The sequence below is a fragment of the Flavobacterium sp. genome (genome assembly GCF_036405015.1).
Taxonomy (GTDB): domain Bacteria; phylum Bacteroidota; class Bacteroidia; order Flavobacteriales; family Flavobacteriaceae; genus Flavobacterium.
Map to the genome: position 1 here is coordinate 1 of NZ_DASWYK010000188.1, position 14,350 is coordinate 14,350.

Here is a 14,350-nt window from a genome sequence, read left to right on the forward strand (position 1 = left end):
ATATAGAATCAATTGTTTGGCTTTGTTTTTTGTTGATCCCATTTACATTTAAGTAAAACGATTGGGCAAAACAGCCTGAAGTGATTAAGAAAATGAATATGTTAAGTAATTGTTTCAAAAAGCAATTGTTTGTTGGTTAAATGTAAAGCAAATATCCAATGTTTCTTTGTGAAATCATAGATATAAATAATGTTGTTGAAAATTAATGATTTAACGTTTGTATAGTGAAAAATATTTTATACATTTGCAACCCCGTAAAAAGCGGGAATTTAATAAACATAATAATTTTTAGTATTAATTATGCCAACAATTCAACAATTAGTAAGAACAGGAAGAACTCAGATCACTAAGAAGAGTAAATCGGTTGCTTTAGATTCTTGTCCTCAAAGAAGAGGGGTTTGTACGCGTGTTTACACTACTACACCAAAAAAACCAAACTCTGCAATGCGTAAAGTTGCGCGTGTGCGTTTGACAAATGGTAATGAGGTGAATGCTTACATCCCAGGAGAAGGACACAATCTACAAGAGCACTCGATAGTATTAGTGCGAGGTGGAAGGGTAAAAGATTTACCAGGTGTTAGATATCACATCGTTCGTGGAGCGCTTGATACGTCAGGTGTTGCAGGAAGAACGCAAAGAAGATCTAAGTACGGTGCTAAACGCCCAAAAGAAGCAAAAAAGTAATTTAAAAACTTTTAAGAAAAAGACATGAGAAAAAGAGCGGCAAAGAAAAGACCACTTTTACCGGATCCAAGGTTTAATGACCAATTAGTGACACGTTTTGTGAACAACTTAATGTGGGATGGTAAGAAATCTACAGCTTTTAAAGTATTTTATGATGCTATTGATATCATTGAAACTAAAAAGCAAAATGATGAGAAAACTTCATTAGAGATCTGGAAAGATGCTTTAACAAACGTTATGCCTCACGTAGAAGTACGTAGCCGTAGAGTTGGTGGAGCTACATTCCAAATCCCAATGCAAATTCGTCCAGACAGAAAAATTTCTATGGCAATGAAGTGGTTAATACTTTATTCAAGAAGAAGAAATGAAAAATCTATGGCACAACGTTTAGCTTCTGAGTGTTTAGCAGCTGCTAAAGAAGAAGGTGCTGCAGTTAAGAAAAGAATGGATACTCACAAAATGGCAGAAGCTAATAAAGCATTCTCTCACTTTAGATTTTAATTCGTAAAGAAATGGCTAGAGATTTAAAATATACAAGAAATATCGGAATCGCTGCTCACATTGATGCTGGTAAAACAACAACAACTGAGCGTATTCTTTTTTATACTGGAAAATCACACAAAATTGGTGAGGTGCACGATGGTGCTGCAACAATGGACTGGATGGCTCAAGAGCAAGAAAGAGGTATTACAATTACTTCTGCTGCTACAACTTGTACTTGGAACTTTCCAACTGTACAAGGTAAAGTTATCCCAGAATCATTACCATACCACTTTAATATTATTGATACTCCTGGGCACGTTGACTTTACTGTAGAGGTAAACCGTTCTTTACGTGTACTTGATGGTTTAGTTTTCTTATTTAGTGCTGTTGATGGTGTTGAGCCACAATCGGAAACTAACTGGAGACTTGCTGATCAATATAGAGTTCCTCGTATGGGATTCGTAAACAAAATGGACCGTCAAGGTGCTAACTTTTTAGCTGTATGCGGACAGGTTAAAGATATGTTGAAATCGAATGCGGTTGCAATTACTTTGCCTATTGGTGATGAAGCAGATTTCAAAGGTATTGTTGACTTAGTTAAAAATCAAGCTATCGTATGGCATGATGAAACTCAGGGAGCTACTTTTGACGTTGTAGATATCCCAGCTGATATGGTTGATGATGTTAAGCATTACCGTTCTATTCTTATCGAAGAGATTGCAACTTATGATGAAAATCTTTTGGATAAGTACATGGAAGATGAAAATTCTATTACTGAGGAAGAAATCAACAATGCTTTAAGAGCAGCTACTATTGATATGGCAATCATTCCTATGCTTGCTGGTTCTTCTTTCAAAAACAAAGGTGTTCAGTTTATGTTGGATGCAGTTTGTAAATATTTACCATCTCCATTAGATAAAGAAGGTATTGAAGGAATTCACCCTGATGATGCTGAATTATTAGAAGAAGATCAAACTAAAATCTTACGTAGACCAGATGTAAAAGAGCCGTTTGCTGCTTTAGCATTTAAAATTGCTACTGACCCATTCGTAGGTCGTTTAGCTTTCTTCCGTGCTTATTCTGGACGTTTAGATGCTGGTTCTTATGTTTTAAATACTCGTTCTGGTAACAAAGAGAGAATCTCTCGTATTTACCAAATGCACGCTAATAAACAAAATCCAATCGAATTTATTGAGGCTGGAGATATTGGGGCTGCTGTAGGATTTAAAGATATCAAAACTGGAGATACTCTATCTGACGAAAAGAATCCAATTATCTTGGAATCTATGAAATTCCCAGAGCCAGTAATCGGTATTGCTATTGAACCTAAAACTAAAGCTGACGTTGATAAAATGGGTATGGCTTTGGCTAAATTAGCTGAAGAGGATCCAACGTTTACTGTGAGAACTGATGAGGCTTCAGGTCAAACTATTATTTCTGGTATGGGTGAGCTTCACTTAGATATCTTAGTTGATCGTATGAAACGAGAGTTTAAAGTAGAGGTTAACCAAGGTGAGCCACAAGTAGAATACAAAGAGGCGTTTACTAAATCTGCTCAACATAGAGAAACTTACAAGAAACAATCTGGAGGTCGTGGTAAATTCGGTGATATCGTATTTAGAATCGAGCCTGCTGATGAAGTTGATGGTAAAGTTCCTGTAGGATTACAGTTTGTTAATGAGGTAAAAGGTGGTAACGTTCCTAAAGAATATATCCCTGCTGTTGAAAAAGGTTTCCGTGAAGCTATGAAAACAGGTCCATTAGCTGGATACGCTGTTGATAGTTTGAAAGTAACTTTATTAGATGGATCTTTCCACCCTGTGGATTCTGATGCTCTTTCTTTTGAATTAGCTGCTAGAATGGGTTATAAAGAATCTGGACGTGCTGCTGGAGCTGTTATTCTTGAGCCAATCATGAAAATCGAAGTTATTACTCCTGAAGAAAACATGGGTGATATCGTAGGTGACTTGAACCGTCGTAGAGGTCAAGTTAATGACATGGGTGATAGAAATGGTGCTAAAACTATCAAAGCTGATGTGCCTTTATCAGAAATGTTTGGTTATGTAACTACATTAAGAACATTATCTTCTGGTAGAGCTACTTCAACAATGGAGTTCTCTCACTATGCAGAAACACCTTCTAATATTTCAGAAGAGGTAATCAAAAAAGCAAAAGGTAACGCTTAATTTTAAGAAAATGAGTCAAAAAATCAGAATAAAACTAAAATCTTACGATCACATGTTGGTAGATAAATCTGCTGAAAAGATCGTAAAAACAGTAAAAACTACTGGAGCGGTTGTAACAGGTCCAATTCCGTTGCCAACTCACAAAAAACTTTTCACTGTATTGCGTTCTCCGCACGTTAACAAAAAAGCGAGAGAGCAATTTGAGGTAATGTCATACAAGAGATTGATTGATATTTATTCATCTTCATCTAAAACTATTGATGCTTTAATGAAACTTGAATTGCCAAGTGGTGTTGAAGTAGAGATAAAAGTATAATTTTTTTATATTTTTTTTATATAAAAAGCGAGTCAGAAATGACTCGCTTTTTTTGTTTTAAAAGATTGATTTTGATTGTGTGATTTTGAATGGTTTAGGCTGAGGATTTTTTTTTGTGTTTTGTTATAAAATCCTTTGTTTTAAGGTGATGCGAAGGTTTTTCGTTGTTATTTTGTTAATAAATTGTTAGGTGTAAATTGTTTGTAAATTGAAAAAAGTGCTTTCGGAATTTGTGTTGAAAAGTTTGTTTTTAATGCTAATTTGATGCTTGGATTTTGATAATGAGCGATTTAATTTTTGTAACTGTTTGGTATATTCAATTTTAATAACTACTTTTGCACTCCCTGTTTGGAAATTTCTGTTATTTTCAAATTGAAGGGAATTTTAGTAATTAATAATTAATATTTATGTCTGGGTTAATTGGTAAGAAAATCGGCATGACTAGTATTTTCGATGAAAACGGGAAAAACATTCCTTGTACAGTAATCGAAGCTGGACCATGCGTTGTTACCCAAGTCAGAACCAACGAGGTTGACGGGTATGAAGCGTTGCAACTTGGTTTCGATGACAAAAACGAGAAACATTCTACTAAAGCTGCTTTAGGGCACTTTAAAAAAGCTGGAACTGTTGCTAAGAAAAAAGTCGTTGAATTCCAAGATTTCGCAACTGAACAAAAATTAGGAGATCTTATTGATGTTACTATTTTTGAAGAAGGAGAATTTGTAGATGTACAAGGTGTGTCTAAAGGTAAAGGTTTCCAAGGTGTTGTTAAACGTCACGGTTTTGGTGGGGTTGGACAAGCTACTCATGGTCAGCACAACCGTTTAAGAGCGCCAGGTTCTGTAGGAGCTTCTTCTTATCCATCTAGAGTATTCAAAGGAATGCGTATGGCTGGAAGAATGGGAGGAGAAAATGTAAAAGTTCAAAACCTTAGAGTTTTAAAAGTAGTTGCTGAAAAGAATCTACTTGTTGTTAAAGGATGTATTCCAGGGCACAAAAACTCTTACGTAATCATTCAGAAGTAATGGAAGTAAAAGTATTAGATTTCAACGGAAAAGATACTGGAAGAAAAGTTCAACTTTCTGATTCAGTATTCGCAATTGAGCCAAACAATCACGCTGTATATCTTGATGTTAAGCAATATCTTGCTAATCAAAGACAAGGTACTCACAAAGCTAAAGAAAGAGCTGAAGTAACTGGAAGTACACGTAAGATTAAAAAACAAAAAGGAACTGGTACTGCTCGTGCAGGAAGTGTTAAGAATCCTTTGTTTAAAGGTGGAGGAACAGTTTTCGGACCAAGACCAAGAAGTTATTCATTCAAATTGAATAAAAGCTTGAAAAGATTGGCTAGAAAATCAGCTTTCTCAATTAAAGCAAAAGAGTCAAACATTGTAGTTCTTGAAGACTTTAATTTTGAAGTGCCAAACACTAAAAATTTCATTAACGTTTTGAAAGCTTTAGGGTTAGAAAATAAAAAATCTCTATTCGTGTTGGGTGAGTCAAATAAAAATGTATATTTGTCGTCACGCAATTTGAAGGCTTCTAACGTCGTAACTAGCTCAGAATTAAGCACTTACGCAATATTAAACGCTAATAATTTAGTGCTTTTGGAAGGTTCTTTAGGGTTAATTGAAGAAAATTTAAGTAAATAATAGGAATATGAGCATCATTATCAGACCTATAGTAACGGAAAAAGTAACCAAAGAAAGTGAAGTTCTAAACCGCTTCGGATTCGTTGTTGACAAAAAAGCAAACAAAGTTGAAATTAAGAAAGCTGTTGAGGCTGCTTATGGAGTAACTATCGTTTCTGTTAACACAATGAATGTGAGACCAGATAGATCTACTAAATACACTAAAAGTGGTTTAATCAGTGGAAAGACAAATGCAATTAAAAAAGCAATTGTTCAAGTACAAGAAGGAGAAACAATTGATTTTTACAACAATATCTAAGATAGAAAAATGTCAGTAAGAAAATTAAAACCTATTACCCCAGGTCAGCGATTTAGAGTTGTGAATGGTTATGACGCCATTACAACTGATAAGCCGGAACGCTCTTTGATAGCGCCGATAAAAAACTCTGGAGGTAGAAATAGTCAAGGAAAGATGACCATGCGTTATACGGGTGGTGGTCACAAGCAGAGATATCGTATTATTGATTTCAAAAGAACTAAAGATGGAATTCCAGCTACAGTGAAATCAATCGAATACGATCCAAATCGTACTGCGTTTATCGCTTTATTAGCTTATGCTGATGGAGAGAAAACTTATATTATCGCTCAAAACGGATTGAAAGTTGGTCAGAAATTAGTTTCTGGTCCAGAATCTCAACCAGAGATTGGTAATACTTTACCTTTAAGCAGAATTCCTCTTGGAACTGTTATATCTTGTATTGAGTTACGTCCAGGACAAGGAGCGGTTATCGCTCGTTCAGCTGGAACTTTTGCTCAGTTAATGGCAAGAGACGGGAAATATGCAACAATTAAAATGCCATCTGGTGAGACAAGATTAATCTTGTTAACTTGTTCGGCTACAATTGGAGCTGTTTCTAACTCTGACCACCAATTAGTTGTATCTGGTAAAGCAGGTAGAACAAGATGGTTAGGAAGAAGACCTAGAACTAGACCAGTAGCGATGAACCCAGTTGATCACCCTATGGGAGGTGGTGAAGGACGTTCTTCTGGAGGGCACCCACGTTCAAGAAACGGATTGCCAGCTAAAGGTTACAGAACTCGTTCTAAGAAAAACCCGAGTAACAAGTATATCGTAGAACGTAGAAAGAAATAATAAGATATGGCACGTTCATTAAAAAAAGGACCTTTCGTTCATTATAAATTAGACAAGAAAGTTCAAGAAAACGTAGAAAGTGGTAAAAATGCAGTTGTTAAGACTTGGTCTAGAGCTTCAATGATTACTCCAGATTTCGTTGGACAAACTATCGCAGTTCATAACGGTCGTCAATTTGTACCAGTTTACGTAACAGAAAACATGGTAGGTCACAAATTAGGAGAGTTTTCACCAACTAGATCTTTTAGAGGTCATGCTGGAGCAAAAAATAAAGGTAAAAAATAAAAGAAGCAATGGGAGTTCGTAAAAGAGAAACAGCAGATGCGAGAAAAGAGGCTAATAAGTCTATCGCTTTCGCAAAATTGAATAACTGCCCTACTTCACCTAGAAAAATGCGCTTAGTAGCGGACTTGGTAAGAGGTCAGAAGGTAGAAAGAGCACTTAACATTTTAAGATTCAGTTCTAAAGAAGCTTCAAGAAAATTAGAAAAACTATTATTATCTGCAATCAATAACTGGGAGCAAAAAAATAGTGAAGGTAATTTAGAAGAAGCTGGATTATTTGTTAAAGAGATCAGAGTAGATGGTGGAATGATGTTAAAAAGACTTCGTCCAGCTCCTCAAGGTCGTGCACACAGAATAAGAAAACGTTCTAATCACGTAACAATCGTGCTTGGAGCTATCAATAACACACAAAGCAATTCTTAAGCAGCATGGGACAAAAGACAAATCCAATTGGAAATAGACTTGGTATCATCAGAGGATGGGACTCAAACTGGTATGGTGGAAATGATTACGGCGATAAATTAGCTGAAGATCACAAAATCAGAAAGTATATCCATGCTCGTTTATCAAAAGCTAGTGTATCTAAAGTAATCATCGAGAGAACTTTAAAGCTTGTAACCGTTACTATCACTACTGCTAGACCTGGTATCATTATCGGAAAAGGTGGACAAGAGGTAGACAAGTTAAAAGAGGAACTTAAGAAAGTTACTGATAAAGAGGTTCAAATTAACATCTTTGAAATTAAAAGACCTGAGTTAGATGCTTATCTTGTGGCGACAAGCATCGCTCGTCAAATCGAAAGCCGTATTTCTTACAGACGTGCAATCAAAATGGCTATTGCTGCTTCTATGCGTATGAACGCTGAAGGTATCAAAGTTTTGATTTCTGGTCGTTTGAATGGAGCTGAGATGGCACGTTCGGAAGGTTTCAAAGAAGGTAGAATTCCTCTATCAACTTTCAGAGCTGACATTGATTATGCTTTGGCTGAAGCTCATACTACTTACGGTAGAATGGGGATCAAAGTGTGGATCATGAAAGGTGAAGTTTACGGTAAGAGAGAACTTTCTCCACTTGCTGGAATGGACAAAAAACAATCTGGTACTGGTGGTGGTAAAGGTGGAGATGCTCCTAGAGGCAAATCTAACTTTAACAAAGGAGGTAAACCAGACGCTCGTAAAAGAAAGTAAATTTTTAAACTAAAGAAAAATGTTACAGCCTAAAAGAACAAAATACCGTAAGGTACAAAAAGGTAGAATGAAGGGTAACTCTCAAAGAGGGCATGAACTTTCTAATGGAATGTTTGGTATTAAATCTGTACATGAAGATGGAATGTTCTTAACTTCTCGTCAAATCGAAGCTGCACGTATCGCTGCAACTCGTTACATGAAGAGAGAGGGACAATTATGGATTAAAATTTTCCCAGACAAACCTATTACGAAGAAACCTCTTGAAGTACGTATGGGTAAAGGTAAAGGAGCAGTTGAGTATTGGGCTGCTGTTGTTAAACCAGGAAGAATTATGTTTGAAGTTGGAGGAGTTCCATTGTCAGTTGCAAAAGAGGCTTTACGTCTTGCAGCTCAAAAACTTCCAGTTAAAACTAAGTTCGTCGTTGCTAGAGATTTCGAAGCATAATTTATATTTATTATGAAACAATCAGAAATAAAAGATCTTTCTGCAGCGGAGTTGCAAGAAAAGCTTAGTCAAACTAAGAAAGTATATGCTGACCTAAAAATGGCTCATGCTATCTCTCCAATTGCTAACCCACTTCAAATTAGAAGCGTTAGAAGAACAGTTGCAAGATTAGCTACAGAGTTAACTAAAAGAGAGTTACAATAATTGTATTCTGCTGAAAGATGGAAGAAAAAAGAAATTTAAGAAAAGAAAGAATAGGTGTTGTTACTTCAAATAAGATGGATAAATCTATCGTTATTTCTGAAGTAAGAAAAGTAAAACACCCATTATACGGTAAGTTCGTGTTGAAAACTAAGAAATATGTTGCACACGACGAAACAAACGACTGTAACATTGGAGATACTGTAAGAATTAGCGAAACGCGTCCTTTAAGTAAAACGAAATGTTGGAGATTAGTTGAAATCTTAGAAAGAGCTAAATAATTATGGTACAACAAGAATCAAGACTAAAAGTAGCAGATAACACGGGAGCTAAAGAAGTTTTAACTATTCGTGTTTTAGGAGGTACTAAAAGAAGATATGCCTCTGTTGGTGACAAAATTGTAGTTTCTATCAAAGATGCAACTCCAAACGGAAACGTGAAAAAAGGAGCTGTTTCAACTGCAGTTGTTGTACGTACTAAAAAAGAAGTGAGAAGAGCTGATGGTTCTTATATCCGTTTCGATGACAATGCATGTGTTCTTTTGAATGCTGCAGGAGAAATGAGAGGAACTCGTGTTTTTGGTCCGGTAGCAAGAGAACTTCGTGAAAAACAATTCATGAAAATTGTATCATTAGCACCAGAAGTGCTTTAATTCGTTTTTAAGATGATAAAGCTAAAAATAAAATCAGGAGATATCGTAAGAGTTATTGCTGGAGACCATAAAGGTGCTGAAGGTAAAGTTTTACGTGTTTACCGTGAGAAAAATAAAGCGATAGTTGAAGGTGTAAACTTGGTTTCAAAACACACTAAACCAAGTGCTAAAAACCCTCAAGGTGGTATCGTTAAGAAAGAGGCTTCTATTCAAATTTCTAACATTGCTTTAATTGATCCTAAAACTAAGGAAACAACTAGAGTAGGTATTAGAGTAGAAGGAGATAAGAAAGTAAGATTTTCAAAAAAATCTAATCAAGTACTATAGTAATGGCATATACACCTAGACTAAAAGAAGAATATAAGAGTAGAGTAATCTCTGCTCTTAAAGAAGAGTTCGGATATACAAACGTAATGCAAGTTCCTAAACTTGAAAAAATCGTTTTGAGCCGTGGAGTTGGTGCAGCTGTATCTGATAAAAAACTTATTGACTATGCAGTTGATGAGTTAACAAAGATCACTGGACAAAAAGCAGTTTCTACAATCTCTAAGAAAGACGTTGCGTCTTTCAAATTGAGAAAAGGAATGCCTATTGGAGCAAAAGTTACTTTACGTGGAGAAAGAATGTATGAGTTTTTAGATAGACTTATTACTTCTGCTTTACCACGTGTAAGAGATTTTGGTGGTATTAAAGCTACTGGTTTCGACGGAAGAGGTAACTACAACCTTGGAGTTTTGGAGCAAATCATTTTCCCAGAAATTGATATTGACAAAGTGAACAAAATTTCAGGAATGGATATTACTTTTGTTACTACTGCAAAAACAGACAAGGAAGCAAAGTCATTATTGGCTGAATTAGGATTACCTTTTAAAAAGAATTAAGACATGGCTAAAGAATCAATGAAAGCCCGCGAGGTGAAAAGAGAGAAAACGGTAGCTAAGTATGCTGAGAAGAGAAAAGCTTTATTAGAGGCTGGAGACTACGAAGGTTTACAAAAATTACCTAAAAATGCTTCACCAGTTCGTTTACACAACCGTTGTAAATTAACAGGTAGACCTAGAGGTTACATCCGTCAATTCGGTATTTCACGTGTAACTTTCCGTGAAATGGCTAACAATGGGTTAATTCCAGGAGTTAAAAAGGCTTCTTGGTAATCTCGCAATAAGTTATTACTTTTGCAAACCAAAAAATAATTTTTAATTGATTAAAGGTTCGGGAGATGAGTATCTCCCGAAAACCATAATCGCAATCAAATACATATGTATACAGATCCTATTGCAGATTATTTGACTAGAGTTCGTAACGCTGTGGCTGCAAACCACAAAGTTGTTGAAATTCCAGCATCTAATCTAAAAAAAGAGATAACTAAGATCTTATTTGATCAAGGTTACATCTTAAGTTACAAATTTGAGCAGAACACTGTACAAGGTTCTATCAAAATTGCTTTGAAGTATGATAAAGATACTAAAGAGCCTGTAATCAAAGATATCCAGAGAATTAGTAAACCTGGTTTACGTAAGTACGCAGGTGCTGCCAAATTACCAAGAATCCTTAACGGATTAGGAATTGCTATTGTTTCTACGTCAAAAGGTTTGATGACTGGAAAACAAGCTAAGCAATTAAATGTAGGTGGTGAAGTAATTTGTTACGTATACTAATTTTAAACACTAGATAAGATGTCAAGAATAGGTAAAAGCCCAATTGTAATCCCTGCTGGTGTAACTGTTGAAGTTAAAGACGGTATTATTACAGTAAAAGGAAAAAGAGGTCAACTAGTACAAGAGTTTTCGGACGTAAATGTAACTGTTGAAGGCGATCAAGTTTTAGTTGAAAGATCGTCTGATCATAAAGACCATAGAGCAAAACACGGATTATTTAGATCTTTGATCAATAATATGATTGTTGGTGTATCTGAAGGTTTCACAAAAGAACTAGAATTAGTTGGAGTTGGTTATAGAGCTTCAAACCAAGGTCAAAAATTAGATTTAGCTCTTGGATATTCTCACAATATTGTTTTAGAAATTGCTCCAGAAGTATCTTTAGAAACAATATCTGAAAAAGGTAAGAACCCAATCGTAAAATTAACATCATTTGATAAACAACTTTTAGGTCAAGTTGCTGCGAAAATCAGAGGTTTCCGTAAGCCTGAGCCATACAAAGGAAAAGGTGTTAAATTTGTGGGTGAAGTATTAAGAAGAAAAGCAGGTAAATCAGCTTAAAATATAAGATTATGTCATTAACAAAATCTGAAAGAAGACAGAGAATTAAATTCAGAATTAGAAAATCGGTTAGTGGTACTGCTGCAAGACCTAGACTTTCTGTTTTTAGAAGTAATAAAGAAATTTACGCTCAAATTATTGATGATGTAAATGGAGTTACTATATTAGCTGCATCTTCAAGAGAAAAAGAAATAGGAAAAGGTACTAACGTTGAAGTAGCTGCTGCTGTTGGAAAATTAGTTGCAGAGAAAGCGTTAAAAGCTGGGATAGATACTATCACTTTTGATAGAGGTGGATATTTATATCACGGTCGTATTAAATCATTAGCGGAAGGCGCAAGAGCTGCTGGACTTAAATTCTAATATATTATGTCTAAATACAAAAATGTAGAATTGGTAAAACCTAGTGGTCTTGAATTAAAAGATCGTCTAGTTAGTGTTAATCGTGTTACTAAAGTTACAAAAGGAGGTAGAGCTTTTGGTTTTTCTGCTATTGTAGTTGTAGGTGATGAAAATGGAGTAGTTGGTCACGGATTAGGAAAATCTAAAGACGTTTCTGAAGCAATTGCGAAAGCAGTAGAAGATGCTAAGAAAAACTTAGTGAGAATTCCTTTGAATGGACAATCTGTTCCTCACGAACAAAAAGGTAAATTTGGTGGTGCACGTGTATTCTTAATTCCAGCCTCTCATGGTACTGGAGTTATTGCTGGTGGAGCTGTTCGTTCAGTTCTTGAGTCAGTTGGTATTCACGATGTATTGTCTAAATCTCAAGGATCATCAAATCCACATAACGTAGTAAAAGCAACTTTTGATGCTTTATTGCAAATGAGAAGCGCTCATACTGTTGCAAAACAAAGAGGTGTTTCTTTAGAGAAAGTTTTTAAAGGTTAATTAGGAAATTATGGCTAAATTATTAGTAAAACAAGTAAGAAGCAAAATCAACTGCCCTCTTTCTCAAAAGAGAGGTTTGGAAGCTTTAGGTCTACGTAAAATTGGACAAGTTGTGGAGCATGAGTCAAATCCTGCTATCCTTGGGATGATAAACAAAGTTAAACACTTAGTTTCTGTAGAAGAAGCTAAATAACAAATACTGTTATGAATTTAAGTAACTTACAACCTGCTGAAGGATCTACACACAATCAAAATAAAAGATTAGGTAGAGGAGAAGGTTCTGGAAAAGGTGGTACCGCTGCAAGAGGCCACAAAGGAGCTAAATCTCGTTCTGGTTATTCTAAAAAGATTGGTTTTGAAGGAGGACAAATGCCACTTCAAAGACGTGTACCTAAGTTTGGTTTCAAAAACATCAATCGTAAAGAATACGAAGGTGTTAATTTAGATACTCTTCAATTATTAGTTGATAACGGTGCAATTACTGATTCTGTTTCAATGACAGATTTCGTAGCAAATCGTCTAGCTACTAAAAATGAAATCGTTAAGATTTTAGGTAGAGGAGAATTGAAAGCAAAATTAAAAGTAACTGCCCACAAATTTACTGCTACTGCAAAAGCTGCTATTGAAGCTGCTGGTGGAGAAGCTGTAACTATATAACTTATCTATTAAGATGAAGAAATTTATTGAATCAATAAGTAATGTTTGGAAAATCGAAGAACTAAAAAATAGAATCTTAATTACATTAGGATTACTTTTAGTATATCGTTTTGGAGCACACGTTACGCTTCCTGGAATTGACGCAACGCAATTGACTGGTTTAGCGGGACAAACTAAAAATGGTCTAGGATCTATTCTAGACATGTTCACCGGGGGTGCTTTCTCTAAAGCTTCAGTTTTTGCTTTAGGTATCATGCCTTATATTTCTGCGTCTATTGTCGTTCAGTTGATGGGGATTGCGATTCCATATTTACAAAAACTTCAAAATGATGGGGAAAGTGGTAGAAAAAAGATTAATCAAATCACCCGTTGGTTGACAATCGCTATCACATTGGTTCAAGGTCCAACTTATATCTATAATTTATACAGAACATTGCCTAGTAATGCATTTTTGCTAGGCTTTAATTCACCAGAATTTTTGTTCTCATCTGTTATTATCTTAGTTACAGGTACAATTTTTGCTATGTGGCTTGGAGAGAAAATTACAGATAAAGGTATTGGAAATGGTATTTCATTGTTAATTATGGTTGGTATTTTAGCTCGTTTACCACAAGCTTTTATCCAAGAGTTTACAACTCGTGTTACCAATAACAATGGAGGTCCAATGTTATTAGTTATTGAAATTATTGTGTGGTTATTAGTTATCATTTCTTGTGTGTTGCTTACAATGGCAGTACGTAGAATACCTGTTCAGTACGCTCGTCGTACAACGACAGGAGACTACGAGCAAGATTTGGCAGGAGGTAATAGACAATGGATTCCTCTTAAGCTTAATGCTTCAGGAGTTATGCCAATCATTTTTGCTCAAGCAATTATGTTTATCCCTGCAGCTGTAGCTGGGCTGTCTAAATCAGATACATCACAATCAATTGTTGGTGCGTTTAGTAATATGTTTGGTTTCTGGTATAATTTTGTTTTTGCAACTTTAATTATTGTATTTACATTCTTTTATACTGCAATCACTGTACCTACTAACAAAATGGCTGATGATTTAAAGAGAAGCGGTGGTTTTATTCCAGGAGTTCGTCCAGGAGCTGAAACTTCAGATTTCTTAGATAAAGTGATGTCTTTAATAACTTTCCCAGGATCTTTATTCCTTGCTTTGATTGCTGTGTTCCCAGCTATTGTTGTAAGTATTATGGATGTACAACAATCTTGGGCAATGTTTTTTGGAGGTACCTCTTTAATAATTATGGTTGGTGTTGCAATAGATACTATTCAACAGATCAATTCATACTTGTTAAATAAACATTATGATGGTTTAATGAAGACTGGTAAAAATAGAAAAGCGGTAGCTTAA

25 protein-coding genes are annotated in these 14,350 nt (G+C 35.4%); all 25 read left to right on the plus strand.

Translation table 11 applies throughout. The features are described from left to right. Positions 1–300 precede the first annotated feature (300 nt). The 25 genes from rpsL (at position 301) to secY (ending at position 14,350) form a co-directional block, all read left to right on the plus strand. Positions 301–684, plus strand: coding sequence for a 30S ribosomal protein S12 (gene rpsL / locus VGE71_RS15990; protein WP_007136570.1), 384 nt, complete (start codon positions 301–303; stop codon positions 682–684). 24 nt (positions 685–708) lie between these two features. Next, positions 709–1,185 (plus strand): 30S ribosomal protein S7, encoded by a 477-nt coding sequence (gene rpsG, locus VGE71_RS15995; protein ID WP_026727879.1) that lies wholly within the window; start codon positions 709–711, stop codon positions 1,183–1,185. Between the two features lie 11 nt (positions 1,186–1,196). Then, positions 1,197–3,353 carry an elongation factor G gene (gene fusA, locus VGE71_RS16000; RefSeq protein WP_331139233.1) on the plus strand — a complete coding sequence of 719 codons (2,157 nt, stop codon included), beginning with the start codon at positions 1,197–1,199 and terminating at the stop codon, positions 3,351–3,353. A 10-nt stretch (positions 3,354–3,363) separates the two neighbouring features. Continuing rightward, a complete protein-coding gene (gene rpsJ, locus VGE71_RS16005) occupies positions 3,364–3,669 on the plus strand; it encodes a 30S ribosomal protein S10 (protein ID WP_007803605.1) in 306 nt (101 codons plus the stop codon). A 407-nt stretch (positions 3,670–4,076) separates the two neighbouring features. Then, complete coding sequence (gene rplC / locus VGE71_RS16010) at positions 4,077–4,694, plus strand: 50S ribosomal protein L3 (RefSeq protein ID WP_144217592.1); 618 nt, start codon at positions 4,077–4,079, stop codon at positions 4,692–4,694. Next, entirely contained in the window at positions 4,694–5,323 is a 630-nt protein-coding gene (rplD, locus tag VGE71_RS16015) for a 50S ribosomal protein L4 (protein WP_144217595.1), read from the plus strand. The genes rplC and rplD overlap by 1 nt, the downstream gene beginning before the upstream one ends. Before the next feature lie 7 nt (positions 5,324–5,330). Further along, the gene (gene rplW, locus VGE71_RS16020; protein ID WP_144217597.1) at positions 5,331–5,621 is read left to right on the plus strand and encodes a 50S ribosomal protein L23; all 291 of its coding nucleotides are present in this window, start codon (positions 5,331–5,333) and stop codon (positions 5,619–5,621) included. Positions 5,622–5,630: 9 nt separating this feature from the next. Beyond that, positions 5,631–6,455, plus strand: a complete 825-nt coding sequence (rplB, locus tag VGE71_RS16025; RefSeq protein WP_008464287.1) for a 50S ribosomal protein L2 — start codon at positions 5,631–5,633, stop codon at positions 6,453–6,455. 6 nt (positions 6,456–6,461) lie between these two features. Then, entirely contained in the window at positions 6,462–6,740 is a 279-nt protein-coding gene (gene rpsS, locus VGE71_RS16030; RefSeq protein WP_008464288.1) for a 30S ribosomal protein S19, read from the plus strand. An 8-nt stretch (positions 6,741–6,748) separates the two neighbouring features. Next, a complete protein-coding gene (gene rplV / locus VGE71_RS16035) occupies positions 6,749–7,162 on the plus strand; it encodes a 50S ribosomal protein L22 (RefSeq protein ID WP_007803631.1) in 414 nt (137 codons plus the stop codon). Between the two features lie 5 nt (positions 7,163–7,167). Beyond that, complete coding sequence (rpsC, locus tag VGE71_RS16040) at positions 7,168–7,926, plus strand: 30S ribosomal protein S3 (RefSeq protein WP_008464292.1); 759 nt, start codon at positions 7,168–7,170, stop codon at positions 7,924–7,926. Positions 7,927–7,945: 19 nt separating this feature from the next. Further along, a complete protein-coding gene (gene rplP / locus VGE71_RS16045) occupies positions 7,946–8,371 on the plus strand; it encodes a 50S ribosomal protein L16 (RefSeq protein ID WP_008464295.1) in 426 nt (141 codons plus the stop codon). Positions 8,372–8,383: 12 nt separating this feature from the next. Continuing rightward, positions 8,384–8,575: a 50S ribosomal protein L29 gene (gene rpmC, locus VGE71_RS16050; RefSeq protein ID WP_008464297.1), complete on the plus strand. Its 192-nt coding sequence runs from the start codon at positions 8,384–8,386 to the stop codon at positions 8,573–8,575. A gap of 17 nt (positions 8,576–8,592) precedes the next feature. After that, positions 8,593–8,853 (plus strand): 30S ribosomal protein S17, encoded by a 261-nt coding sequence (gene rpsQ / locus VGE71_RS16055; RefSeq protein ID WP_012022485.1) that lies wholly within the window; start codon positions 8,593–8,595, stop codon positions 8,851–8,853. Positions 8,854–8,855: 2 nt separating this feature from the next. Further along, positions 8,856–9,224: a 50S ribosomal protein L14 gene (gene rplN, locus VGE71_RS16060; protein ID WP_007803649.1), complete on the plus strand. Its 369-nt coding sequence runs from the start codon at positions 8,856–8,858 to the stop codon at positions 9,222–9,224. Positions 9,225–9,236: 12 nt separating this feature from the next. Beyond that, on the plus strand, positions 9,237–9,551 hold the full coding sequence (gene rplX, locus VGE71_RS16065; RefSeq protein WP_008464300.1) for a 50S ribosomal protein L24: 315 nt from the start codon (positions 9,237–9,239) through the stop codon (positions 9,549–9,551). Between the two features lie 2 nt (positions 9,552–9,553). Beyond that, complete coding sequence (gene rplE, locus VGE71_RS16070; protein ID WP_012022484.1) at positions 9,554–10,105, plus strand: 50S ribosomal protein L5; 552 nt, start codon at positions 9,554–9,556, stop codon at positions 10,103–10,105. 3 nt (positions 10,106–10,108) lie between these two features. Then, positions 10,109–10,378, plus strand: a complete 270-nt coding sequence (gene rpsN / locus VGE71_RS16075; protein ID WP_031456037.1) for a 30S ribosomal protein S14 — start codon at positions 10,109–10,111, stop codon at positions 10,376–10,378. 105 nt (positions 10,379–10,483) lie between these two features. Continuing rightward, positions 10,484–10,882: a 30S ribosomal protein S8 gene (gene rpsH / locus VGE71_RS16080; RefSeq protein WP_008464306.1), complete on the plus strand. Its 399-nt coding sequence runs from the start codon at positions 10,484–10,486 to the stop codon at positions 10,880–10,882. An 18-nt stretch (positions 10,883–10,900) separates the two neighbouring features. Further along, positions 10,901–11,443 carry a 50S ribosomal protein L6 gene (rplF, locus tag VGE71_RS16085; protein ID WP_331139234.1) on the plus strand — a complete coding sequence of 181 codons (543 nt, stop codon included), beginning with the start codon at positions 10,901–10,903 and terminating at the stop codon, positions 11,441–11,443. Between the two features lie 11 nt (positions 11,444–11,454). Further along, a complete protein-coding gene (gene rplR / locus VGE71_RS16090; protein ID WP_008464310.1) occupies positions 11,455–11,805 on the plus strand; it encodes a 50S ribosomal protein L18 in 351 nt (116 codons plus the stop codon). A 3-nt stretch (positions 11,806–11,808) separates the two neighbouring features. Continuing rightward, positions 11,809–12,333: a 30S ribosomal protein S5 gene (gene rpsE, locus VGE71_RS16095; protein ID WP_085949269.1), complete on the plus strand. Its 525-nt coding sequence runs from the start codon at positions 11,809–11,811 to the stop codon at positions 12,331–12,333. Between the two features lie 10 nt (positions 12,334–12,343). Further along, positions 12,344–12,526, plus strand: a complete 183-nt coding sequence (rpmD, locus tag VGE71_RS16100; protein ID WP_008464315.1) for a 50S ribosomal protein L30 — start codon at positions 12,344–12,346, stop codon at positions 12,524–12,526. An 11-nt stretch (positions 12,527–12,537) separates the two neighbouring features. After that, on the plus strand, positions 12,538–12,990 hold the full coding sequence (gene rplO, locus VGE71_RS16105; protein WP_095952361.1) for a 50S ribosomal protein L15: 453 nt from the start codon (positions 12,538–12,540) through the stop codon (positions 12,988–12,990). Between the two features lie 13 nt (positions 12,991–13,003). Next, entirely contained in the window at positions 13,004–14,350 is a 1,347-nt protein-coding gene (gene secY, locus VGE71_RS16110; protein WP_007803669.1) for a preprotein translocase subunit SecY, read from the plus strand.